The sequence below is a fragment of the Rhizobium sp. SRI_017 genome (assembly GCF_057586295.1).
The window spans coordinates 205,301-227,304 of sequence record NZ_JBYCZP010000008.1; the positions used below are offsets into that span (position 1 = coordinate 205,301).

General features: G+C 59.9%; 23 protein-coding genes. 15 read left to right on the forward strand and 8 right to left on the reverse strand.

What is annotated here, in order from left to right; all coding sequences use genetic code 11:
* Positions 1-2 precede the first annotated feature (2 nt).
* The 4 genes from AC2YI2_RS19105 to AC2YI2_RS19120 form a co-directional block, all read right to left on the reverse strand.
* Positions 3-1,205 (reverse strand): MFS transporter, encoded by a 1,203-nt coding sequence (locus AC2YI2_RS19105; protein WP_487388060.1) that lies wholly within the window; start codon positions 1,203-1,205, stop codon positions 3-5.
* A gap of 114 nt (positions 1,206-1,319) precedes the next feature.
* Complete coding sequence (locus AC2YI2_RS19110) at positions 1,320-1,940, reverse strand: class I SAM-dependent methyltransferase (protein ID WP_487388061.1); 621 nt, start codon at positions 1,938-1,940, stop codon at positions 1,320-1,322.
* Positions 1,941-1,964: 24 nt separating this feature from the next.
* A complete protein-coding gene (locus AC2YI2_RS19115) occupies positions 1,965-2,657 on the reverse strand; it encodes a phosphate/phosphite/phosphonate ABC transporter substrate-binding protein (RefSeq protein ID WP_487388062.1) in 693 nt (230 codons plus the stop codon).
* Between the two features lie 134 nt (positions 2,658-2,791).
* Entirely contained in the window at positions 2,792-3,472 is a 681-nt protein-coding gene (locus AC2YI2_RS19120) for an ArsR/SmtB family transcription factor (protein WP_487388063.1), read from the reverse strand.
* A gap of 76 nt (positions 3,473-3,548) precedes the next feature.
* Between AC2YI2_RS19120 and AC2YI2_RS19125 the strand changes: the two genes are divergently transcribed.
* The 6 genes from AC2YI2_RS19125 to AC2YI2_RS19150 all read left to right on the forward strand — a co-directional run bounded on the left by AC2YI2_RS19125 (position 3,549) and on the right by AC2YI2_RS19150 (position 8,587).
* The gene (locus AC2YI2_RS19125) at positions 3,549-4,289 is read left to right on the forward strand and encodes an MBL fold metallo-hydrolase (RefSeq protein WP_487388064.1); all 741 of its coding nucleotides are present in this window, start codon (positions 3,549-3,551) and stop codon (positions 4,287-4,289) included.
* 3 nt (positions 4,290-4,292) lie between these two features.
* Entirely contained in the window at positions 4,293-5,543 is a 1,251-nt protein-coding gene (locus AC2YI2_RS19130; RefSeq protein ID WP_487388065.1) for an MFS transporter, read from the forward strand.
* 14 nt (positions 5,544-5,557) lie between these two features.
* Complete coding sequence (locus AC2YI2_RS19135) at positions 5,558-5,869, forward strand: rhodanese-like domain-containing protein (protein ID WP_487388066.1); 312 nt, start codon at positions 5,558-5,560, stop codon at positions 5,867-5,869.
* A 210-nt stretch (positions 5,870-6,079) separates the two neighbouring features.
* Positions 6,080-6,397: an ArsR/SmtB family transcription factor gene (locus AC2YI2_RS19140; RefSeq protein ID WP_487388067.1), complete on the forward strand. Its 318-nt coding sequence runs from the start codon at positions 6,080-6,082 to the stop codon at positions 6,395-6,397.
* On the forward strand, positions 6,394-6,879 hold the full coding sequence (locus AC2YI2_RS19145; RefSeq protein ID WP_487388068.1) for an SRPBCC family protein: 486 nt from the start codon (positions 6,394-6,396) through the stop codon (positions 6,877-6,879). The genes AC2YI2_RS19140 and AC2YI2_RS19145 overlap by 4 nt, the downstream gene beginning before the upstream one ends.
* Before the next feature lie 502 nt (positions 6,880-7,381).
* On the forward strand, positions 7,382-8,587 hold the full coding sequence (locus tag AC2YI2_RS19150; RefSeq protein WP_487388069.1) for a multidrug effflux MFS transporter: 1,206 nt from the start codon (positions 7,382-7,384) through the stop codon (positions 8,585-8,587).
* Positions 8,588-8,768: 181 nt separating this feature from the next.
* On the opposite strand, the gene AC2YI2_RS19155 is transcribed toward AC2YI2_RS19150, so the two are convergent.
* Positions 8,769-9,014, reverse strand: a complete 246-nt coding sequence (locus AC2YI2_RS19155) for a DUF982 domain-containing protein (protein ID WP_487388070.1) — start codon at positions 9,012-9,014, stop codon at positions 8,769-8,771.
* 164 nt (positions 9,015-9,178) lie between these two features.
* On the reverse strand, positions 9,179-9,592 hold the full coding sequence (locus tag AC2YI2_RS19160) for a VOC family protein (protein ID WP_487388071.1): 414 nt from the start codon (positions 9,590-9,592) through the stop codon (positions 9,179-9,181).
* 206 nt (positions 9,593-9,798) lie between these two features.
* Between AC2YI2_RS19160 and AC2YI2_RS19165 the strand changes: the two genes are divergently transcribed.
* Both AC2YI2_RS19165 and AC2YI2_RS19170 read left to right on the forward strand, forming a co-directional pair.
* Positions 9,799-10,842 (forward strand): hypothetical protein, encoded by a 1,044-nt coding sequence (locus tag AC2YI2_RS19165; RefSeq protein ID WP_487388072.1) that lies wholly within the window; start codon positions 9,799-9,801, stop codon positions 10,840-10,842.
* 585 nt (positions 10,843-11,427) lie between these two features.
* Positions 11,428-12,369, forward strand: coding sequence for a hypothetical protein (locus AC2YI2_RS19170; RefSeq protein ID WP_487388073.1), 942 nt, complete (start codon positions 11,428-11,430; stop codon positions 12,367-12,369).
* 137 nt (positions 12,370-12,506) lie between these two features.
* Here the strand turns inward: AC2YI2_RS19170 and AC2YI2_RS19175 are convergent, their stop codons facing one another.
* The gene (locus AC2YI2_RS19175) at positions 12,507-13,490 is read right to left on the reverse strand and encodes a phosphotransferase enzyme family protein (protein WP_487388074.1); all 984 of its coding nucleotides are present in this window, start codon (positions 13,488-13,490) and stop codon (positions 12,507-12,509) included.
* A gap of 299 nt (positions 13,491-13,789) precedes the next feature.
* On the opposite strand from AC2YI2_RS19175, the gene AC2YI2_RS19180 reads away from it, so the two are divergent.
* The 3 genes from AC2YI2_RS19180 (at position 13,790) to AC2YI2_RS19190 (ending at position 16,210) form a co-directional block, all read left to right on the forward strand.
* Positions 13,790-14,575 (forward strand): class I SAM-dependent methyltransferase, encoded by a 786-nt coding sequence (locus AC2YI2_RS19180; RefSeq protein WP_487388075.1) that lies wholly within the window; start codon positions 13,790-13,792, stop codon positions 14,573-14,575.
* A gap of 20 nt (positions 14,576-14,595) precedes the next feature.
* Positions 14,596-14,982, forward strand: coding sequence for a GNAT family N-acetyltransferase (locus AC2YI2_RS19185; protein ID WP_487388076.1), 387 nt, complete (start codon positions 14,596-14,598; stop codon positions 14,980-14,982).
* Positions 14,983-15,172: 190 nt separating this feature from the next.
* Entirely contained in the window at positions 15,173-16,210 is a 1,038-nt protein-coding gene (locus AC2YI2_RS19190; protein WP_487388077.1) for a hypothetical protein, read from the forward strand.
* Positions 16,211-16,682: 472 nt separating this feature from the next.
* On the opposite strand, the gene AC2YI2_RS19195 is transcribed toward AC2YI2_RS19190, so the two are convergent.
* A complete protein-coding gene (locus tag AC2YI2_RS19195) occupies positions 16,683-17,711 on the reverse strand; it encodes an IS110 family RNA-guided transposase (RefSeq protein WP_487388078.1) in 1,029 nt (342 codons plus the stop codon).
* 361 nt (positions 17,712-18,072) lie between these two features.
* Between AC2YI2_RS19195 and AC2YI2_RS19200 the strand changes: the two genes are divergently transcribed.
* The 4 genes from AC2YI2_RS19200 to AC2YI2_RS19215 all read left to right on the forward strand — a co-directional run bounded on the left by AC2YI2_RS19200 (position 18,073) and on the right by AC2YI2_RS19215 (position 21,415).
* Positions 18,073-19,743 carry a hypothetical protein gene (locus tag AC2YI2_RS19200; RefSeq protein ID WP_487388079.1) on the forward strand — a complete coding sequence of 557 codons (1,671 nt, stop codon included), beginning with the start codon at positions 18,073-18,075 and terminating at the stop codon, positions 19,741-19,743.
* A 291-nt stretch (positions 19,744-20,034) separates the two neighbouring features.
* Complete coding sequence (locus AC2YI2_RS19205; protein ID WP_487388080.1) at positions 20,035-20,385, forward strand: iron chaperone; 351 nt, start codon at positions 20,035-20,037, stop codon at positions 20,383-20,385.
* A gap of 182 nt (positions 20,386-20,567) precedes the next feature.
* The gene (locus AC2YI2_RS19210; RefSeq protein ID WP_487388081.1) at positions 20,568-20,942 is read left to right on the forward strand and encodes an ArsR/SmtB family transcription factor; all 375 of its coding nucleotides are present in this window, start codon (positions 20,568-20,570) and stop codon (positions 20,940-20,942) included.
* Complete coding sequence (locus tag AC2YI2_RS19215; protein ID WP_487388082.1) at positions 20,939-21,415, forward strand: SRPBCC family protein; 477 nt, start codon at positions 20,939-20,941, stop codon at positions 21,413-21,415. The genes AC2YI2_RS19210 and AC2YI2_RS19215 overlap by 4 nt, the downstream gene beginning before the upstream one ends.
* The last annotated feature ends 589 nt before the right edge of the window (positions 21,416-22,004 follow it).

The following is a 22,004-nucleotide window of genomic DNA, read 5'->3' on the forward strand; positions in this document are numbered from 1 at the left end:
GATTACTCCGCCGCCGCCGCCGCTCTGAGAGCCCGACGCTGGAACCATCCAAGCCAGACGATGGCGGCCGCTGCGAGAACCAGCCAGGGGATCAAGGCGATGTTCATTGCCTCCCATCCGAACCGCTCTAGCAGAGCCGCTGCGCTGAAGGAGCATGCGAGGCCGACGGCGAAAATGGTCATGTCGTTCGTGGCTTGGGCGCGTCCCTTTTCGGCGGCGGTATAGGTAGTGGTGAGCAGAGTCGTGCCGCCGATGTAGAGGAAGTTCCAACCGATCCCGAGCAGAACGAGGGCGGAAGCGAAGGACGCGAACCCCGTTCCGGAAAGGCTCATGACGATGTGTCCGGCGAAGAACAGCACGCCCGTCAGCATGATCCGCAGCACGCCGAACCGGGCGATCAATGAACCAGTGAAGAAGGATGGAAGAAACATGCCGAGGACATGGAGCTGGATGACCGTAGCGGTCGCCGAGAGCTCGTGATGGTGATGGGACATCGCCAGCGGCGTTGCCGTCATCGCGAGGATCATGATCCCGTATCCGGTGACCGCGCCGAAGAGAGCGACCAGATAGGCGGGCTGGCGCACTATCTTTGACCAAGGCCGGCCGCCGCTGTCGTGGGCGACCCCGGAGTGTGTTTCCGGGCTCCGCAAGCCGAGGAGGATGGCCGCCGCCACGGCGGAGACGACCGCGAGCAACAGGAACGAACCCGTGTAGGCCGGAGACAGGATCGACCCTCCGAGGCGTCCCAGCATCGGTCCCGCCAAAGCGGCGACGACGCCGCCGCCCATGACCAGCGAGATCGCGCGTGGCTTGAAGGCGTCGTCCGAGACTTCGCCAGCCGCGAACCGATAGAACTGCGCGAACGCTTGGAAGGTGCCGACAAGGAATGTTCCCAGCGACAGCACCGCGAGTGACCCCATCCAAATTCCGAATGCAGCGCTCAGGCCCCCAAGAACGCCGAGCAGGGCTCCGAACACAAAGCCCGTCCGACGTCCGACCTTTGCCATCCACATCGACGCGGGAAACGTCGCCGCGGCCGTGCCCAGGAACATTGCGGCGATCGGCATCGTGGCGAGCTCAGGCCGCGACGCGATCTGAGCGCCCGCAAGGCCGCCGACGGTCATCACAAGGACCGATGCCGTCTGGAACAGGGCTTGCGCGGTGGCGAGGAGGAGAACCTGTCTGTGCATGGAACTGCGGAGCATGAATTTCGCTTTCGTTCGAATGTTTGGCGGAGCGCCGGAGACAAGGCTCAGGCCGGAAAGGGTTGGGCATGATCGGGGCGTGGTATTTGAAGCAAAGGGTTGTCGGGTTCCCCATCATGCCTTTGTGGCCGTGACGACGACGGGAGATGTCCTCTCGGCCGCCGCATCGACGACCTCGACATCGAAGCCAGCGTCTTCGAGAGCAGAGGTTATTCCGTCAAGCGCGGGGAAGCGGTAGACGTCTGCCGGAAACGCATCGACCGACTGACTGACATTCGTCCGGAACAAAAGCGCCAGCCGGCCGCCAGGTTTGAGGACACGGGCGATTTCGCGAAGCGCATGAGTGAGGTCGGGCCAGAAATACACCACATGGACGCAAAGCGCCTTGTCGAAGGAGGCGTCTGGGAATGGCAGCGCCTCCACCGAAGCTGTGACCACTTGGACCCGCCCAGACGTTATGAGCTCCCCGGCATGACGGGCCGCCATGTCCGCCATGACGTCGGATGGGTCGACCCCCACAACCTTGCCCGTGGGTGCCAGTGCCGCCAGTTCGGTCAGACTTCGCCCATGCCCACACCCCACATCGAGCACATGGTCTCGGGGGGCAACCGCGAGCGCTTGGATCGCCCGCCGATTGTCGCCCTTGGTCTCGTGGGACATGATGAACGCAATGAGCCTGCCGAGCAGTCCTGTCGCGTTTCGGGCCTGCTCGGCGATGAAGCGGGGTCTTCTCACACCAGTTCCTCCGGCATCCCTGTTTCAGTCCACCATGGCTGGAGTGGTCGCGTGCAGTTCAAAGTAGCCCCTTCGAAGTGCCACGGCCTCCAGTTCGACGATCTTGAGATATTCGTGGGCAGGAAGAAGCTCCACACCCTCAAGGAGCAGTATCGATCTGGCATCGACCAGGGCCGGATCAACGAGAGCCTCCAACAAGGCTTCGCGTATCCGCTTCCTGATGTCGTCCGGAAGGGCGGCCGAAGCCACAAACGGCGGCGCAGGGACGGGAGCGGACTGCCCGATGACGCGGGTCCCGTCCAAGGCGCGGGGCCGATGCCGCAGGAGCAGCGCATGAAGAACGCAGTCGATGGCCATGACGTCGGCCTGCCCATCCAGAAGCATGTCGAGGCTCCTGACGTGACCTCCGCTCACCTTGACCTTGGAGAAGAATCTGCCCTTCCGACTGAACGGGGCCACGACGGAGCGAAGGGCGTTGGCTCCCGAATGCGAGTTGAAGCCGTTGATGACCGCCACGCGTCCGCGCAGACTGGATATGTCGCCCATAGCCTCATCCTCGCGCACAAGGATTAGGCTGCTGTAGGTAGCGATCCCGCATCCTGGTGCCGAATAGCGCGGCGTGGCGAGATAGCCCACCGTGGCCGAGAAGCCGTAGACGAGGTCGTAGCCGCAGCATTGTCCGAACACCATCCGAGGGTCGGCGAGCAATGCCTGCACAGAAACCCCACGCGTCAAATGCCCTGGCAGGTGCCTGACACCGTGACGTCGGAGATGCCTCGCGAGACCTGCCCAAAATGCGTCCTGCGCTCCCTCGGTCTCCGGTAGATGATACCAAGGGAGGCAGGAGATGGTCATGCGGCGCTCACGCCGGCTTGGTTGAACTCGACAGGCAGACCCGCCGCCTTCCACTGAGGAAATCCTTCCTCGAGCCGATGAACTCCAAAGCCCTGCCGCCGCAGGAACGTCTCCGCTTCGAAGGAGAACACGCAGTAAGGGCCGCGGCAGTAGGCGACGATCTCGCGGTCATTCGGCAATTCCGCCAGCCGCGCCGCAAGCTGTTCGATCGGCATGTTGAGAGCGCCGGGAATGTGGCCGAGCAGAAACTCGGCTTCGGGCCGCACGTCGAGGATGGTCACGGTTCCGTCGCCGAGCTGAGAAAGAAGTTGCTCCCGGGTGACGGCGTCGAGCGTGTCGGGCGAGTGGAAATAGTCGGCCACGATGTGCCGGACTTCAGCATCGTTCCTTTCGCCGACGGCAGCGACCGCGCCGAGGAGCCCGACGACTTCGGCTTCGCCCGAAAGAGAGTAGAAGACGTTCCTCTCACGCCGTTGGGCGGTGACCAGATGCGACTGCCGGAGGACCTTCAGATGCCGCGAGGTGTTTGCGAAGGACAGGTCAGTCAATGCGACGAGTTCCTCGACGGTGCGCGTTCCCTGGGCGAGGTGTTCCAACAATTCGATGCGGTGCGGATGGGCGAGGCCCTGGGCAATCTCGGCGAGGCGGGCGAACACCGCCTTCTTGGCGCTTGACAATGTTTGGCTCCCGGTTCAATCATTCACGAAATTAGTTGAATGAGAATTATCACACCAAAGGGAGGCCCGCAAGGTCATGATCGTCAGGCAGTTTCTCCATTCCGACCCGGTCGGCATTTCCTATCTTCTTGGCTGCGGCGGCCGAGCCTCCGCGGCCGTCGTCGACCCGGTCGGCGACATCGAGCCGTACATCCGCGCCGCCGAGCAATCGGGAATGCGCATCCTCTATGTCATCGACACCCACGTCCATGCGGATCACGTCTCCGCCGGAAGGGCGCTCGCCGAGGCGTCGGGAGCCGAATACGTGCTGTCGGAGAAGGCGAATGTCAGCCTGCCGTTCAAGGCGGTCCGTGACGGCGACGAACTGGAACTCGGCAACGTCGTGCTCAAGGTGCTGCACACGCCCGGCCACACGCCGGAGCACATCTGCCTTCTCGTGACCGACCGAACCCGGGCGCAGGAGCCGTGGTTCGTCGTCACCGGGCACACGCTGATGGTCGGCGATCTCGGGCGCACCGAACTCGCGGTCAGCGCCGAGGAAGGTGCGCGGGACCTGTTCCGCAGCATCGAAAAGCTGAAGGCGCTCCCGGACTATCTGGCGATCATGCCCGGTGCGTATGCCGGGTCGGTATGCGGCAGGAGCCTGAGCGGCAATCCGTCGTCGACGATCGGCTTCGAGAAGCAGTTCAACAAGGCCTTCAGGATCGAGAGCGAAGGGGAGTTCGTGGCGTTCATGACGAAGGACATCCCGCCGGCTCCGTCACAGGCCGCAGAACTCCGGGCGATCAACTCCGGCACTTCCGCGGCGGCGGCCTGATCGATGGCGACGTCCGCGATCGACGAACCATCCGCCGTCCGGCTTGGACTGAAAGAGAACTGGCAACAGTTCTCCTTGCTTCTTCTCATCAACGCCTTCGTCGGCGGCATGGTCGGCATCGAGCGCACCGTCGTGCCTTTGATCGGCGCGAACGAGTTCCATGTGGAATCGACCGTGCTGATCACCTCCTTCATCGTCAGCTTCGGCGTGGTGAAGGCGCTCGCGAACCTCGTGTCAGGCCAGCTCGCGGACAGCTGGGGCCGCAAGCGTGTGCTTGTGGCCGGATGGCTGATCGGCCTTCCGGTGCCGTTCATCATAATCTTCGCTCCGAGTTGGGGATGGATAATCGCGGCGAACGTGCTCTTGGGTCTCAGCCAGGGCTTCGCATGGTCGATGACAGTCGTCATGAAGGTCGACCTAGTCGGACCCAAGGGCCGTGGCTTCGCCGTCGGCCTGAACGAGTTCGCCGGGTACTTCGCAGTCGGCCTCACCGCGTTCCTGACGGGTTACCTGGCAAGCCGACATGGCCTGCGCCCCGTGCCCATCTATCTCGGTGTGGTCTATGCGGTCGCAGGCACGATCCTGTCGATCCTCTTGGTGCGAGACACACGCCAGCATGTCCAGCTCGAAGCGAGCCAAGCGGCAAAGCCTTCGTCCGCGCTTTCGTTCCGCGAGGTGTTCGTTCTCACATCGTTCAAGGACCGGAACCTCATGGCTGCGTCGCAGGCGGGCCTGGTCAACAACCTTAACGATGGCATGAGCTGGGGCATTTTTCCGCTATTCTTCACCACACTCGGCCTCGGGATCGAGCGGATCGGCGTCCTCAAGGCCGTCTATCCGATCGTTTGGGGCGTCGGGCAGGTGATCACTGGGCCGCTCAGCGACCGCTGGGGCCGAAAGGGGCTGATCGTCGGTGGCATGTGGGTTCAGGCCGCCGGGCTGTTCATCACGGCGCTTGGCGGCCACTTCGGATGGTGGTTGGCGGGGAGTGTCCTTCTGGGAGTCGGAACCGCGATGGTGTATCCGTGCCTGATCGCCGCCGTGTCCGACGCGTCGCATCCGACATGGCGCGCCCGGTCGCTCAGCGTCTACCGATTCTGGCGCGATCTCGGCTATGCCATCGGCGCGCTTTCGGCGGGACTGATCGCGGACCGCTTCGGTTTCTCCGCCGCAATCATCGCCATCGGCATCCTGACGTTCCTGTCTGGGACTTTTTACCTAATCGCGGCCGTTGAACCCCAGAAAACCGCATAAACCACGGAGTACTCATGAGTGACGTTTCGCAATTCATCGAACAGGCCGAACTACGCGAGAAGCTGAAGGCGGGTGAGAAGCTTATGCTTGTCGATGTCCGGTCGGCCGAAGAATTCGCCGCGGGACATATCGACGGAGCCATCAATATTCCAAAGGATCAGCTTGCGGCGCGGCGAGGTGAACTCCCTTCGGACGTGCCAATCGTAACCGTCTGCAGCTTTGGCGGCGCGCGATCCTGTGGCGCGTCCGAGGAGCTTCATGGTTTCGGACTGGACGCGATTCCGCTGCGTGCTGGGATCAATGGGTGGCAAGAACACGACAAATGACACCAATGCGTAGCGGTACAGTATGCCCCAACCTTCGCAGATAAGCTCACAAGGTCTTTTTCGTGCTGGCCGGTGACGGCAAACCAGTGCCTTGATCCAAATAGAGCGAGCGTCGGGCCTGTTGCCCGACCTCGGTCCTGGTCGAACATCCAATCTCCGATCCGAAAAATCACGTTTGACTCGATGATCAGTTTACGCTAATCATAAGTCATGACTGTTGATAATGCCCAACTTGCTGCTCTCGGCGACGCCACCCGACGCACGATCTTCGAACTGATCGCGTCTCGTCCGCGAACTGTCGTGGAAATCACACGCGAGGTCACCGTCTCCCAGTCGGCGGTTTCCCAGCACCTCAAGGTGCTACGGGAATCGCATCTGGTTCGAGCGGAGTCGAAGGGGGCAAGCAACGTCTATCATGTCGATCCGGCGGGGCTCGCCCAGATGCGGGCTTGGCTCGATCGGTTCTGGAGCACAACCTTGTCGGCGTACAAAGCGGTCGTCGAGGATTCATCGGAGGAGTCGAAATGAACATGCAGATACCGATTGCGTCCGTCAAACAGTCGATCGTTGTCGAGGCACCGATAGAGCGCGCGTTCAAGGTCTTCACCGAGGGGTTCGGAAGCTTCAAGCCGCCGACACACAATCTGCTCTCCGTCCCAATCGCCGAAACGGTATTCGAGCCACGCGTCGGCGGCTATATCTACGACCGCGGCACCGACGGCAGCGAGTGCCGCTGGGGGCGCGTCCTGGCTTACGAACCGCCCAACCGGGTGCTCATGAGTTGGGACATCAACCCGCAATGGCAAATCGAAACCGATCTCGACAAGACCAGCGAGTGGGAGGTGTTATTCACCGCCGAGACCGACAAACGCAGGCGCGTCGAGCTCGAGCATCGAAACCTGGAGCGTCACGGCCAAGGCTGGGAAAGCGAGCGCGACGGTGTCGCGGGGGATCAGGGCTGGCCGCTTTACCTTCAGCGGTTTGGAGACCTGTTCCCAAAGGCGGCTTGAACAGCGCATACTGGTCCCTTGAACAGGATTTGACCAACCCCGCGGGTGTCGGCGAATTACAGCCCAGTGCTTCAGTCCCGACACCCATTGTTTTCCCAAACCGCCCATACAGTGGCGGTGGCGCTCAAGCATCGGTCCTTGGTCCCGCGTGACCTCGGCTGCGGCTCTTGCGACGTCTCCTATATTGGCGCATCAGAGACCTTGGTCTTCGCTCCTGATGGCCCGAAGCGGTCATGCAGGATTGACCTGCACGCGTCTGACATGGGGTGCTTTGCGGACAGACGGCTTATGGCGGCGATAATCTGATTGTTGCCGCACTGACGTCGAGTTGACGGACATCCCTCCTTGCCGTAACAATTGGCGCATGATGATCGAAAACGGCATGGTCGTAGTAGGCGCGCGCATGGGCACGGCAGCATAGCTGCCAGGCGAAAGCACCCATGCGCGGAGAAATCAGCCCCTCACAGGGGCTTTTTTATTGCCTCGTTTCCCACACACGCAATTGGCTTTGATCATGCCAGGTTCATCAGCTTCTCCTCACCTGTCCACGTTGGTTTTTCTGTCGGCACTTGCTATCCTGCCGATCAACTTCTTCCTTCCATCTCTCCCCCAAATGGCCGCCGAATTTGGCGTAGATTATGGACTAATCGGGCTTTCGCTAGCGGCTTATGCAATTGTGTCATCATGCCTTCAGCTAGTTCTGGGCCCGCTCTCGGACCGTTTTGGTCGCCGGCCTGTAATCCTTGGGGCGCTGGCGATATTTATCGCTGCGACGGTCGGGTGCGCCGTAGCGCCGGATGCCTGGACCTTCCTGGCCTGCCGGATGGTGCAGGCTGTGATCGCGCCAACCTACGCGGTGTCACTCGCGGTGATCCGTGACACGACCAATCGAGAACAGACCGCGAGTCGGTTCGGCTATCTGGCCATGGCGTGGGCTATTGCACCCATGCTCGGCCCCACGGCAGGCGGGCTGCTGGATCAGGTATTTGGCTGGAGGGCCAGCTTCTACGTTCTGGCGCTTTTGGGAATCGCGGTCCTAGCATTGTGTTGGACCGACCTGCGCGAAACGAACACTTCGCGATCCGTCACTATGCTGGAGCAGTACAAAGCCTATCCCGACCTGCTCGGCTCCAAACGCTTCCTGGCTTATTGCCTGTGCATGGCCTTCTCGGTCGGTGCCTTCTATGCCTTCCTGGCTGGCGTCCCACTGGCCGCTTCAGCCTTCGATCTATCGCCAGCAGTTCTGGGTCTCTACATGGGCTCGATCACAGGCGGCTTCGTGCTCGGCAGTTTTCTGGCCGGGCGGCTCGCCGGCAATCTCCCGCAGGCCACCCTGCTGATTGCAGGAAGGATTGTGGCTTGCGGGGGGCTCTTGTTCGGCATCGTCTTGTACTTTGTCGGCGTCGATCATGTGGTGGCATTGTTCGGGCCATGCCTTTTCGTCGGGGTTTCGAACGGACTTACGCAGCCTAGCGCCAATGCTGCGGCAATTTCGGTTCGCGCAACGCAGACGGGAAGCGCCGCCGGTCTCGCCGGCGCGATCACCGTCGCAGGCGCTTCCATTATGGCAGCGATCGCGGGTGTCGTTTTGACGGAAGAGAATGCTCGGTCTGGCCTGCTAATGGTGATGCTGGCCTCAGCGATTGTCGCCCTGGGTGCAGCCCTGTTTGCTCGTCATCTCGAGATTAATACGCCCCAAACGACATAATCAAAGGAGAACGCGCCACGCCTCCTTTCGGTGAAGGCGAAACGTTACCCCTATTTCTGCGATGGGGTCGAAACAGGTGCTTTCATCAACGAGTGGAGCTACGTCTCCTGTTGGCGCGATTTCCGCATTTTGCCCGAAGGCGACCAATGCTCACGTCTACCGCGATGGCGGCGGTATGCCCTTACCCACGGATTTCAATCTGGGCTTCATGCGCCGCTGCAATGAATGCAAGCCTCGCGGCCTCTGGTGTCTTCCTGCCTTTGATCGCGGCCTCGATGACAAGCAGAGCGTGATCCAGGGCATCGCCGTCTTCGACCGGCCAATCTTCAATAAGCGCCCATGAGGCTTCTTGAATGTTGTTTATGGTCGTGAATTTGCCCGGTGCTTCCAGCGCCAAAGTCACACCCTTGCTCCAATTGCTGTTCACTCGTGAGGCTCCAGATACGGTTTGATAATTCTTAGCATGGATCGACCGACTTGGTGTGACGACGTTGAGGTCCACGCTGTTGCGTTGCTGACGGGCGGTCGCGACCGCGCTTGGCGCGGAACTGCCGTGACGGGATCAATCGTCAGGTGGTCGTCGCCGGACTCTTAGTTTGCAAACACACTGTCGAAATCCTTGAACCCCTTGACTTCAATCGGGTTTCCGCTCGGATCGAAGAAGAACATAGTTCGCTGCTCACCCAGCTCGCCTTTGAAGCGGACGACAGGCGGGATGTCGAAGGCGATGCCGGCGCTCTCCAACCTCGCGGCGAGGTCGAACCATAGGTCGAGGGGCAGGACGACGCCAAGGTGAGGCATCATCACCATGTGATCCCCAACTTTGCCTGTGCGCGTGACCTCGAACGGTCTGCCGAGATGGAGGGATATCTGATGTCCGAAAAAGTCGAAATCCACCCACGTCTCGGTGCTGCGCCCCTCTCGGCAACCCAGGACGTCGCCATAGAACGAACGAGCGGCGTCGAGATCGGTCACATGGTAGGCGAGATGGAACAGGCTCTTCATCGTATGGCTCCTTGCGCGTCGACAGAAATACCGCCCGCGCCACGAAAGCGAAATCGTTTTCTCGCGGTTCTGCGTGCACGGCGTGCTGAAGTGTTCGGCTTGTCGCGGTTGCCTTCAAATCGATCGAAGCTCTTCATCATTTCCTCTCAGATGGTTGTCATAAGGCGGCAGCTCACGTCTGCCGCGTAGTGGATGACCCTCTAGTCATGTACATCTCGAATTTTCTCCTGTTTTTCACCTTGGCCCCATACGCGATCGGCTTCCTCGCGCTTTGTTTCTGGTGGCGATGGTGGCTGTTGTTGCCGATCGGAGCCGTGGCGGCCGGCCTTGTGGCGCTACAGTACCGCGGCATGATCCGGTCCGACGGGCCCGACATGTTCCTCGACGTTATCCTGTTGATTTTTCTTGTCCTCGGCGCGGGGAGCGGAGCCTTGGCAAGCGCGCTAGTGATGGCGGGGCGGGTCTTGCGCTGGCGAACGCTGAAACCGATCGTCGTGCTTCCGGCAGTTTTCCTGCTCGGGTTCGGAGGCTATTTCGCGTTCGGCTGGACCCAAGAGAAAATCCGGGAAGCCCGGTTCGCCGCGCCGTCGGACGCTTGCCTCAACGGTCTCCATCCGGCCAGGCTCGGCGATGTTGACCTCGATATTCCCGTCGCGCCCGGACTGTTCCTTTGGGGCATCGACCGCGACAATGAGCATTACATCCTTTGGAGCAATCCTCATGCACGCGCGTTCTGCGAGCTTGCCGAACGCGATCCGGTGGCGCTCTCGGGCGTCCACTTCAATATCGACGGCTCGCCATCCAGACGGGTTGCCGAAACGAAGATGCCCTTTTGCTCGCGGAAGCACGCTGAATATCCGTGGGCGGACATGGCGTGCAATCTGATCGCCTCTCGGGTCATCCCGGACAACCCAGTGAGGGTGAATGTCGACCTCAGCAAGGGCAGGTTTGACTGGGTCGCCAAAGAGCGGGAGGCGATGCAGAGGAACCCGGTGTCCATCGCGCCGGATGGCGTAAGGACATACCGAGAGAAACATCGCTTGTACCTCGAGCGGCCCGACGGCTATTTCGCCCGGTGCTATGCACCCAGCTCGGCGAGCCAGCCGTGGCTCTACTGCTCGGTCCGAGAAAAGCTCGCTGAAGATTTGACCATTTCCTATGACTTCCGGTCCACGGAGGCGCTGTTCCTGGCCACGTCGCCGATCATCGCCGTAAACGCCCGAGCGATTTTCGACTCGCTGAAGCATTGACGAGGCGAGAGGAACCATTTCGCGCGGGACGGTCTTTAGCGCGGAGTACGTCGACCGCGAGCAGACTTCGAAGGCGGCCGGCCATCATTGCGAAGCATTCGAACAGCGCGTCTGCGTTCGTCGAGAATGCTGATTATGATGTCCGCCCTCGGGGAAAGTGGCGGCGACACTGGATGGCTAGGTCTCATTATTGGCCAGCAGATTGGCCACTTTTGGGTGCTTCGAACACTTGGGTGCCGGCTCGTGTTGGCCCATTCCGGCCATCGCTGATGGGTTGATCTTGCCGATGCCCGACGTTTCAACATGCACTCTGAGCGTAAGATCAGTAGACGAAAATCGACTAAGGGGCGGGTCAGCGACGCTCATGCCGCTGCAGGGACTTGAGGTCTTGGCTCAAGTTGCCAATTGCTGCCACCCAACGCGAGGCTGGCTCGCGCCATTAGGGACTTGGGTGTCGAAGCACTGGGTCGATGCAGGTTGCGAAGGAATTGTCGACCAACATCCATCGCATAACGCCAAAAACCGATGACGCGCTGCGGACGACATGCAATAGTTGCATCATCCCGGCGACGTGGCGAAAAGCGAATGAGTGCGAATGGACCGAACGACGACTGGCCAGGTGCCGTCATCGAATTCCTGAAGGAAAGACTGCCGGTGGCCCGTCGATCTCCCCTGACATGGTCTGACGATAGCATGACGGCCTATCAGTTGGGGTGTGACGCATTGGTGGCGTTGGGACAGGCGGAGCGCATCGGGCCAAGCGCCATATCAAAAGACTGGCCAAAACTGCCCGAAGTTCTGCCGCGCTGGGATGACATATGCGTGGTTGTTCTGGGGCTGGCGGATGTGACGTTCATGCAACCGGGAGCGCCCACATCAACCAAGAGGTATCCACCCGTTCAGACAGCACCAGACGTGAATATCGCCGCCTGCAAGACCGCTGACGCGGCAGAAGCCAGCACGGACATTCTACCGCTGCTCGCCATCCTCGGTCTGACACAGAACGGGCGATGGACAGAAGCTTCAGAGACGATCCATTGGCGCGATGCGGCGGGCTGGAAGCCCTCCCACCTCCGAGACGTTCGTTTTATGGAAGCGGTCAAAATTGCCTGCGAGACAATGCCTGATGACATCAACGACGAAATGGACCGCCTCGTGACGATCACTGACGATGATGTCGAAAAGAGTGCGACACGTATCCGTAAAGTCAGAGACCTGAACTATGCCAACGCCAAACGAAGAGGGCGGGACGTCGCGCCTCCCGAAGTTTTCCCGCCGGAAATCGAGCTGGCACGCGGACGTGCTGGCGTCGAGCGTAGCCGATCAGGCGAACTCGACTGGCTATTTTATCGACGCTGGCGACTATCCGACGGTTGGCTGTCGGATGAAGAGTCTCAGCGAGCGCTCGAAATATTCCACGATCCACTTGCGCGGAATATGAGACGCGCCGTTATCCGCGAGAGGTACGATGGCTTCGTTTTGGCTGAATTTGGCTGGAAGCCGCCAAACACGTCGTCAGTATCATAAGTTTCCTCACCGATCAGCATCTTCTGCCCGCCGCTCCGCTCCAATGACCGCAATTGGCGCACTTCTGTCGTGGGGCTTTTGCAACTGATGCCCGAAGCGGCGATCCCTTCATTTCATGCCTAGGCTGAATGCCGAATTCAGAACAGACGATCGTTAAATTGCTCGGCTTCCCACGTCCTGAGAAAACTCGCCTCCCGTGCAATCCAACCGACACTGTTACTTCCCCACTCTTGCGCTCGGCTCGCGTACTCGCCCATCAGCCAAAAGTGGCGGACTACTACAAGTCGAACGGCTGCCTCGAAGTCGTCCGGAGCTATCGGCCTTATCGCCCGATATCCGTCCAAGAAGGCATGCCACACAGCGGTCAAACTCCGACCAAAGGAGATTTTCGCCCACAGGAAAACCGCAAGATCATAGGCGAGGTATCCCGGTCCTCCGTCATCGAAGTCGAAAAACACCGCTTCTCCAGCCTCGTTGATACGAGAATTGAAGCCGTGGCAGTCCCCATGACAATATGTCCAAGTCAAATTGCTGAACGCCTCGATCGCCTTTCCAGTCCGTTCGGCGATGTCTTCAAGATCGCTGAAGACCTGCGCATCGTTCACGATTCCGCTATCACGTATTCGCGCGAGCGGCCGATGCAGTAAGTGTTCGAGGTCGAGCCGATACATCGCCCCGTCAGAAGGAAATGTCTCGGCCGCATTGTGTAGCAGAGCGAGCGTCTTCCCATTCGCCCAAGCATCGCCCGCGTCGCCCGCATGCGGTTCACGGCCATCAATCGCCCTGAAGAGCACACAGTCGCGCGCACCTTCCGGCGCTTGCCCCTGAAGGAAGAAAGTGCCAGCGCGTGTCGCAATAGGCGCGGCGACCGGAACGCCTGACTTTGACAGATGGGTGAGGAATGCCGTTTCGCTTTTGACGTCGGCTGGCCCACGTGCACGGTGGTGGGAAAGTCGGAAGACGTAACGCTCGCTGCTGCCAGCGCTGGCAAGATAGACATCATTCAAACCGCGTTGAATTAGGCGGCAAGAAACCGACGCTCCCAGCGCGTAGTGCTCATCAATGAACCGTTCGATCGACCTAATCTGAGAGGTCGAATATTGTGGATCGAAGTCAAGCATAGTGGATGTCCCGCAGGAGCCTCAGGAGGCTGTCTTTGTGTTGCTGCCAATCTCGGCTGCTTTGCAAATTACGGAGTTCTGCGACAGCTGCAATGACCGCCGTTGGTGCTTCTGGGACCTCTGGTTGCGACCCCGCCGGCCCTTTGTGATCGTCGACCAAAGACCAACAAGTCTGCAGGCATTGGTCGATGCGGTCGCCGAATGACGCAGAGCAGCTTCAAGCGAGTGTCCCTCCGCCGCATCTTCTCCACGATTTCGGGCATGGTAGGGCTCGTCGAAGTTGTCGCGGAGGACTAATAATGAGCGCCAGGAGCGTGGCTGACTGCTGGGAAGGGAATGCCGAGAACTGGACGAAGTTCTCGCGGGCTGGGTATGACGTCTACCGAGATGCACTGAACACCCCAGCATTCCTCGACTTGTTGCCGCCAGTGGGCGGATTATCGGGCCTCGATCTTGGCTGTGGTGAGGGAACGAACACTCGCGCGGTGGCGCGATTGGGAGGCCGGATGACGGGACTCGATTTAGCCCCGACTTTCATCCGACACGCACGTGAAACCGAGGAGCGCGACCCTCTCGGGGTGACCTATGTCGTGGGCGACGCTCAGGCTATCGATTTCCATGACGAGAGGTTCGATTTCATTACAGCCTTCATGTCGATGATGGACATGGCCGATCCCCTGAAGGTTTTCCCCGAAATCCGGCGTGTGCTCAAACCGGGGGGATTTCTGCAGTTCTCCATACTGCATCCATGCTTCGTGCCGCCGACCCGCCGCAACATCCGCGATGACAAAGGCGAGGCAATCGCAGTCCAGGTGGCTGACTATTTCGACGAGACCGATGGCCGAATCGAATACTGGACTTTCTCTGCGATCCCGGGCGATGAGCGTGATGGCATCACACCGTTTGCGGTTCCGCGCTTCCACAGAACGCTTTCGAGCTGGGTCGGGATCATTGTTGGTTCTGGGCTGACAATAGAAGCGTTCGGCGAGCCAACGGCCTCAGATGAAGTTGCCCGGGCAGTGCCTACCGTCGCGGACACCCAAGTGGCCCCAATATTCCTCCACATTAGAGCTCGGAAAGCATAGCTTAACTGGAGAGCGGCGAGATGGTGACGCTTCGGATTGATCCGTTTCCAACCCAAGACGAGTTGAATCTGCTCTGGTTAGAAGCTTGGGGCAGCCATGAGCCAATAGACTTCCCTCGCATCCTGTCGCGCAGCCTTGCCCATATTGCGGCTTATGAAGATGATCGGCTGGTCGGCTTCGTGAATGTGGCGTGGGACGGAGGTATCCACGCCTTTATCCTCGATACCTGTGTCACCCCCCGGATGCGAAGAAGGGGTATCGCTTCCCGCATGGTGGCGGAGGCTATAAATGCGGCACGCGGGCGCGGAGCGAAGTGGTTGCATGTCGACTTCGAACCGCATCTGACTTCGTTCTATCGCAGTTGCGGATTCCGACCGACCGAGGCGGGCCTCCTAAAGCTGAAGTGATGACATCCGTCGAACTGGAGCCCAACATTGAAGTCAGAGGGCGGGAGTTGGCAGCCAATCCGAGGCAGTGTTCTAACTGTTCCTCCCGATCTTGCCTTCAAATCGATCGAAGTTCTTCATCATTTCCTCTCAGATGGTTGTCATAAGGCAGCAGCTCCCGTCTGCCCCGTAGTGGGATGGCCCTCCAGATATGTACACCTCGAGCCTACTTTTTACCCTGCCGCCGTACGCCATCGGTTTCCTTGCGCTTTGCTTCTGGTGGCGATGGTGGCTGCTGTTGCCGGTCGGGGCCGTGGCGGCAGTCTTTGCCACGTGGGAGTACGTTGTCGTCATGCGGTCGGACGGGCCGGGGATGGGCCTCGGCGTCATCCTCTTGATTTTTCTTGTCCTCGGCGCGGGCAGCGGAGCCGTCGCGAGTGGGCTGGTGATCGCGGGACGAGTGTTGCGCTGGCGTGCGCTGAAACCCCTCGTCGTGCTGCCGACGGTCTTCCTACTCGGCTTCGGCAGCTATTTCGCGTTCGTTTGGACCCAACAGAAAATCCGGCAAGCCCGGTTCGCCGCTCCGTCAGAGGCATGTCTGAACGATCTCCACCCGGCAAGGATCAGTGACGTGGACCTTAAGGTTCCGATCGCTCCCGGACTATTTCTTTGGGGCATGGACCGCAATGAGGAGCACTACATCCTTTGGAGTAATCCCGATGCCCATGCGTTCTGCGCGATGGCCGGGAACGATCCGGTTACGCTCACGGGCGTCCACTTAATGATCGACGGCGGTCCGTCCAGAAGGGTATCCGAAACGAAGAGTCCGTTTTGCTCGAGGAAGCATCCCGAGTATCCGTGGGCAGACATGGCGTGCAATCTGATCGCTTCTGAGGCCATCCCCGACTACCCGGTGAGGGTGAACGTCGACCTGGCCAAGGGCAGCTTCGACTGGGTCGCCAAAGAGCGCGAGGCGATGAAAAGAAACCCGGTGTCCACCGCATCCGACGGCGTAAGGACATACCGAGAGAACCATGACTTCTACCTCGAGCGGCCCGACGGCTATTTCGCCAGGTGCTATGCACCCAACTCGTCGAGCCAGCCGTGGCTCTACTGCTCGGTCAAGGAGAGACTATCCGAAGACTTGACCATTTTCTACGACTTCCGCACGACGGAGGCCCTGTTCCTGACCAAGTCGCCGATCATCGCGACCAACGCACGAGCGATCTTCGACTCTCTGAAGCGTTAACCTGCGAGTGCGGCAAACACGCGCTACGACGGCGTGGCCCTGCGGCGTCGTGCGTCTATCAGCTTGCGCATGACCGCTTCTCTAATCGGGCATTTGGGTCAAGCTCTTTGTGATGGTCGTTGGCCTGATCGTTCACGCGGGTCACGCTTCTCTTCGCAGTCTATTGGCTCCTCGCGTCGGAGCCGCTGCACGCATGCATGGGATCAGGGTCTGGAGAGCCTCGCTTCTCTAATCGGGCATTTGGGTCAAGCTCTTTGTGATGGTCGTTGGCCTGATCGTTCACGCGGGTCACGCTTCTCTTCGCAGTCTATTAGCTCCTCGCGTCGGAGCCGCTGCACGCATGCATGGGATCAGGGTCTGGAGAGCCTCGCTTATGGACGCGCTCAAAGCGCAGCAGTCATTGTCGGCTTCATCCATCCCGTCGTCCGCATGGGACGATCCGGCCAGGATCGGCTTCGGTGGCTGTGTCAGATCATGCAGCGCCCTCCGATCCGAACCGGAACTCGGTGCCATCGCTCCACATACGATGCAGTACGACGGCAATCTTGCGTGCGACAGCAACGATGGCTCGCCGCCGTCCTTTGGTCTTCATCAGCCGCACGCCCCATGCTTTCAAGCTGCTCCAGGCAATCGAGCGCATGAGCATCGCGTTGGCGGCGGCGTAGAGTGTCGCCCGGACATCCGCGTCACCGGCGTGTGAGATGCGTCCGGGATTGTCTTTTTCCCCTGACTGGAAACGCCGCGGCGTCAGTCCGAAGTGTGCCCCTACCGTGCGTGAACTCTTGAAGCGAGTGGGATCGTCGACAGCAGCCTTGAAGCTAAGAGCCGTAATCTCACCGACCCCTGGTATGCCCATAAATCGCACGCAGATGGCATCTTCGCGGGCGGCCCTGCGTACTCGCCGGTCAAGTTCAAGGAAGGTTTCTAGAAGCGTGTGCCTGGCCTCCAACATTGGAGGAAGGGCGTTGCTAAGAGCAGGATCGCTCTCGATCGTGTCTCGGACGGTCGCATCGAAGGACCCGCGGGAGAGGCGCATCGGCAGCTTCACGCCGAAGACCTTCAATAGCCCCCGGATTTCGTTCTCGAGATCAATGCATTTTCGCTGCATGACCTTGCGGCTGGTAAGCAGGGCCCGGATGTAATGGCTCTCGACACTTTTTACATGAACCCGGCTGTACCATCCTGAACGCAAAATTTGGGCAATGCCACGGGCGTCATGCTTGTCCGTCTTGTTGCGCATCGCCGAGAGGGCAGCATTGACCTGGCGGGCCTCCATGCACACCACGTTAAACCCAGCCTCTTTGAGTCCGTAGGTCAAATGCTGGGTCAGGGTACCGGCCTCAAGCCCCACCTGATGAATCGGCTCACCAAACTCACACAGGCACCGGACCAAATCGGGCACGTCAGAAGGAACCGAGCGCTCCAACCGTACCTTTCCGTCCTGATCGATGATGCAAATCGCCACTGAGCGTAGCGACACGTCCAAAGCAGCATAAAACATCGTTGTCTCCCATTATCGCGGCAACGCCGGGATTGTAGTGGGAGCTTGCCCCTTGTGGGACCGCCCGATTACACATGCTTGTGGCGCTTTAAAGGCTTGAGGTCTAGGCCCCCGTTGGCCCAAAGCCGCCCTTGCGAGTGGGGACGTTGATTTTGTCGATGCGTTTTCAGATGTTCGTCGCGCCGCTCCGGCGGGACTATAGTTCGCCGCCCGGTTGATACTTTGGCACAACCCACGTTCGATTAGAATTTCAGGTCAGGACTTGGCGAAAGATTAATGACCGCATGCTTATTTCTGCGGAATGATTGCCGCTCGACCTCTGTTTATCGCATATGCGGCCCTGACCGCAGCGACCGCCTTGATGGCTGTAGCGCCGCTGCTGGCGGTCCTTGTCGGCATTATGACCCTAGGGTTAGCGGGCCTGATCCCCTCGATCTGGCTCTACTTCACGGCGATGATGCCAGGGCTGTTACTGCGCAGGATTGGTGTTCACTGGTCGCTGGCGGCGCTGGTAAGCGTCACCGCGGCAGCGGCGCTCGCCATCATTCCCGCTATTATCGCCGTACCGCACGCCAAGCGGACACTGTTTGAACTGACCGCCGATGACTTCCGCAAGCCCTTGCCGCGCAGGCCGGAGCGGATTGAGCTGATCCGCGACCAGGTGGCCTTCGTCCAAGAGGGTGACGATCCCGTCGAGCACGCGGCCTGTGACGAAATCTGCCAGCACCTGCTGCTGACGCGTCAGGTCACAACCGTCACCGTCATCGCCCATGCATTGTTCGGCAAGCCGCCGATCGTGGTCAGCTACTCCCTCGCGGCCATGGCGAGATGTCCCGCAGTTTTCGACAGTCAGAACAACAATGTTCTCCCATCGACGACAAGGGCCAGGATTGGCGGTCTCTGCATCGTCCCGGCACGCGGCGTCGGAATGACCGATGGCATCAGTATCAAGGACCATAAACTCACCAGCAATTCGGTTCCCACATTCTCATTGACCGCGGTCAGACTGGCCCGCCGGGTGGAAGCCTCGGAGAAACGACAGGGAGAGGACATTCCTCTCATGCGCACCACCGAAGTGGAGATCGGCAGCGCATCAATACCCTTCATGATATTTCCCTATGGTGGGTTGCTGACGACAGTCAGCGGGACTGGCATCGCGAAGGACGTCCGCACCGTCAACCCGCACCCTTTGCTTGCGTTGATGGACCAACTCGGCTTCTCGCTCGTTCCCGGTGATAAGCGACGGGACAACATGCCGGTCCAGGCGATGATCTCCCGCGCCGACGGACGAATGCGCCCGGACAGAACCATGGTGATGTCGATCCTGGCTCGACCAGGCGCGGATCGCTTCGATCGTGACCTGCAGGAAGCGGTGACGCAATGGACGGACCCGTTCTGGTCCAGTAAGGTCGAGCCGGACGATGAAGACCGTTCGGTATTGTCCGCCGTAACGCTCGACCGCCGAATCTCACGCATCGGTGGTCTGCATGTGTTGTGGCGCGGCCGTCCAGAGTCGGTGGCGCTGCTGGCCGAACCGATCCTAACACGGTTGGCATGGCCCGTGCCCGACGCATCCTACGACCAGGACCGACAACTGGCGCAACTGGTGCAGCGCCAGGACAAGGCCTTCCTGTCGGCACACTCGGCGGCGCTGCTTGCGATCGTGCGGGACCGCCTTTCACGCAACACCTCTCCGCTGCTTGTCGCGGTTGTGGGCCTTGGCGCGGATGGAATGCCCGCAGTGCTGGCAGGTCTGGATTCCGCGGACATTACGATCCGCATAGACGCCATTAACGCCGCCTGCCGGGCATCAGCGGACGCCGCCACGATCTTGCCCGTCATCCGGACCATGCTGCTCAAACAAGGTCCGGAGAACAGTAATCTGATCGTTGCGCTGGCGGCTCTGGACGGCATCGAAGCGGCAGAGCAGGAGATTGAACGTCAGCCCGCCCGGGACAAGAAGCGCCTGTGGGCAGTGCTGCGGCACAACACTGTTGGCGACGAGGTCAGTTGCCTCGGTTCTCCAAGTTGATCCTTCGTGCCGGTGTTCGCTTTCCACTATTGAGTATCAAGATAAGTCGACGAAAATCGGCTCGAAGCGACGCCATTGTCCGAAAGCAATCGGTCCATAATCGGCCCCAAGTTCGACATACATCTTTGGGGTACCGGCGATCACTCTTGGCGCATCAGGGACCTAAGGCCTTGTCTGGGTTTGGCCCAATTCGGACCCTCTGCTGATCAGCTTGCCCCAATCATCCAACTGATTGATAGTGGGATGGTGCGCGCTTGCCTTTAATGACAAACCAGTGGAGGCTCGCTCTTCATGATTGCTGATCACGATTCCTACATAGCTGAGGCTCCTGACGAACTCCGGCCTCTGCTGCTTCGACTGCGCGCTCAACTTGCACGCACGCTACCTGACGCTGAAGAAGTCATCGCCTATAAGATGCCAGGCTTCAGGATCGGACAATCCATCATCGCCGGATATGCGGCGTTCAGTAAGCAATGCGGGCTCTATCTATCTCCTGCTTCCATCGAGTCCCATGCCGACGACATCGCCGCGGCCGGCCTCAAGTCTAGCAAGACGGGGGTCACCTTCTCGCCACGTCAGCCCATCTCTGACGAACTCGTCGAGAAACTCGCCCTGGCGTCCAGAACGCATCAAAATCTCTGAGCGAGCCACTTCGGAATGGTTTGTTTTTCGACCTTGGCGCGGTAGCTCGGCTTTACTGGTCCCACAACCCACTCGCGTCATTGCCGAACGTCAGCTTTCGGCGTGCTGTCGGCGGACCGATCGATGGAATGATGCTCCCAGGTAAACTTGACAAAATGTAACGAACTGGTTACGGGTTCTGTATGGATGCTGTTGCTCACGCCCTGGCAGATGCTGTTCGTCGTGACATTATGCGGATGCTGCGCGATCAGCCCGTGAACGCCGGTCGCATTGCGGGAGCTTTCCCGGTCAGTCGACCTGCGGTCAGTCGCCACCTGCGGGTGTTACGCGAAGCCGGGCTGGTTCGCGACATGTTGCGCGGCCGCGAGCGCGTGTACCAGCTGACGCTGGACGCGCTCTCGGAACTGGAAGCTTATCTCGCCGAATTGCGCGCGCCGAGTCGGTGGGAGCGCCGATTGATGGCACTCGAGACCGAAGTTCATCGTGTGAAGCGCGAGCGGCAGGATCCTCCGAGCGCTCTCGAACGCGTGAATGACAGCAAGAAGGATATAGCATGAGCCCGGAACCTACCGGTCACGTTGTTGGCAATGACCTGATCCTCACACGCGTGTTCCGCGCACCCATCGATGACGTCTGGACGAGTGTGACGAAGTCCGAAAGCACCGCGCGCTGGTTCGGCCCGTGGGAAGGTGACGCCGGCCCCGGCAAGATCGTGCGGCTGCAACTGGTCCATGAGAAGGGCCAGCCTTGGACGGATGTGACGATCGAAGAATGCGAAGCGCCGCACCGCCTCATCCTTACCATGAAGGATGAATTCGGAGCGTGGCGGATCGAACTGAGTTTGACGCAAACGGACGACACGACCGCGCTTCGCTTCGTTCAGCACCTGCCCGACCGCGAGCTCGCGGGTGACGTGGGGCCGGGCTGGGAGTATTATCTCGACATGCTGGTCGCCGCGCGTGAGGGCAAGACGCTTCCACTATTCGAGGACTACTACCCCTCACAAAAGGCATACTACATGAGAGACTAATAACCATCGGCACGTCAGTCTGCCGGGCTGCCAGCAACGGCACCCGTCTTCATCTGTAGGAGATCAACCAGTTCATCTGGCTGATCGGTGCAGTCATGACGACCGCTGGTGGCGCGTTTGAGACCTCAGGTCGCTAGCCAAAGGAAGCTTTCGGAAGGTCGACCGGGTGCAGGGCTTGAACCTATGTCGACATCGAAGTCTTGAGGGACGTGGGCATCCTTGCGATGTCTCCGACCACGAGGATTGGCGCGCGCGATCCCTATTCGGACTTGGCGCGCCTTCATTGGGGTTGAAGTCTTGGGCGTCGAGCGACGTTCACACCGCTTTCGGCTGGCCGAGAATCGGGTAACGATTAGCCAATCAAATTGCTCGCTTGGTAGGCTGTTCAAGGTAACGTGGCGAAGCCGCCAGAGTTGTCACAGGGAATGTGACGACGTAGCCAAATGATCTTGGAGCTACCTACGGTATCGTATTGATTTCGTTGGTGTGCTCGTTCAAAGGTTTGTGACGGGCCACACACGGCCAGGGGTGCTGCGGGCTGAACCGACTTTGGACACAATGCGGCGGCAAACGGCCATCATGGTGAAAT

Coding starts and splice junctions, on each gene's coding strand:
- AC2YI2_RS19105 (WP_487388060.1), bottom strand. CDS start 1,205: ATGCTCCGCAGTTCCATGCACAGACAGGTTCTCCTCCTCGCCACCGCG.
- AC2YI2_RS19195 (WP_487388078.1), bottom strand. CDS start 17,711: ATGTTTTATGCTGCTTTGGACGTGTCGCTACGCTCAGTGGCGATTTGC.
- AC2YI2_RS19160 (WP_487388071.1), bottom strand. CDS start 9,592: ATGAAGAGCCTGTTCCATCTCGCCTACCATGTGACCGATCTCGACGCC.
- AC2YI2_RS19170 (WP_487388073.1), top strand. CDS start 11,428: ATGAGTGCGAATGGACCGAACGACGACTGGCCAGGTGCCGTCATCGAA.
- AC2YI2_RS19125 (WP_487388064.1), top strand. CDS start 3,549: ATGATCGTCAGGCAGTTTCTCCATTCCGACCCGGTCGGCATTTCCTAT.
- AC2YI2_RS19140 (WP_487388067.1), top strand. CDS start 6,080: ATGACTGTTGATAATGCCCAACTTGCTGCTCTCGGCGACGCCACCCGA.
- AC2YI2_RS19215 (WP_487388082.1), top strand. CDS start 20,939: ATGAGCCCGGAACCTACCGGTCACGTTGTTGGCAATGACCTGATCCTC.
- AC2YI2_RS19175 (WP_487388074.1), bottom strand. CDS start 13,490: ATGCTTGACTTCGATCCACAATATTCGACCTCTCAGATTAGGTCGATC.
- AC2YI2_RS19135 (WP_487388066.1), top strand. CDS start 5,558: ATGAGTGACGTTTCGCAATTCATCGAACAGGCCGAACTACGCGAGAAG.
- AC2YI2_RS19185 (WP_487388076.1), top strand. CDS start 14,596: ATGGTGACGCTTCGGATTGATCCGTTTCCAACCCAAGACGAGTTGAAT.
- AC2YI2_RS19190 (WP_487388077.1), top strand. CDS start 15,173: ATGTACACCTCGAGCCTACTTTTTACCCTGCCGCCGTACGCCATCGGT.
- AC2YI2_RS19165 (WP_487388072.1), top strand. CDS start 9,799: ATGTACATCTCGAATTTTCTCCTGTTTTTCACCTTGGCCCCATACGCG.
- AC2YI2_RS19200 (WP_487388079.1), top strand. CDS start 18,073: ATGGCTGTAGCGCCGCTGCTGGCGGTCCTTGTCGGCATTATGACCCTA.
- AC2YI2_RS19130 (WP_487388065.1), top strand. CDS start 4,293: ATGGCGACGTCCGCGATCGACGAACCATCCGCCGTCCGGCTTGGACTG.
- AC2YI2_RS19205 (WP_487388080.1), top strand. CDS start 20,035: ATGATTGCTGATCACGATTCCTACATAGCTGAGGCTCCTGACGAACTC.
- AC2YI2_RS19180 (WP_487388075.1), top strand. CDS start 13,790: ATGAGCGCCAGGAGCGTGGCTGACTGCTGGGAAGGGAATGCCGAGAAC.
- AC2YI2_RS19145 (WP_487388068.1), top strand. CDS start 6,394: ATGAACATGCAGATACCGATTGCGTCCGTCAAACAGTCGATCGTTGTC.
- AC2YI2_RS19210 (WP_487388081.1), top strand. CDS start 20,568: ATGGATGCTGTTGCTCACGCCCTGGCAGATGCTGTTCGTCGTGACATT.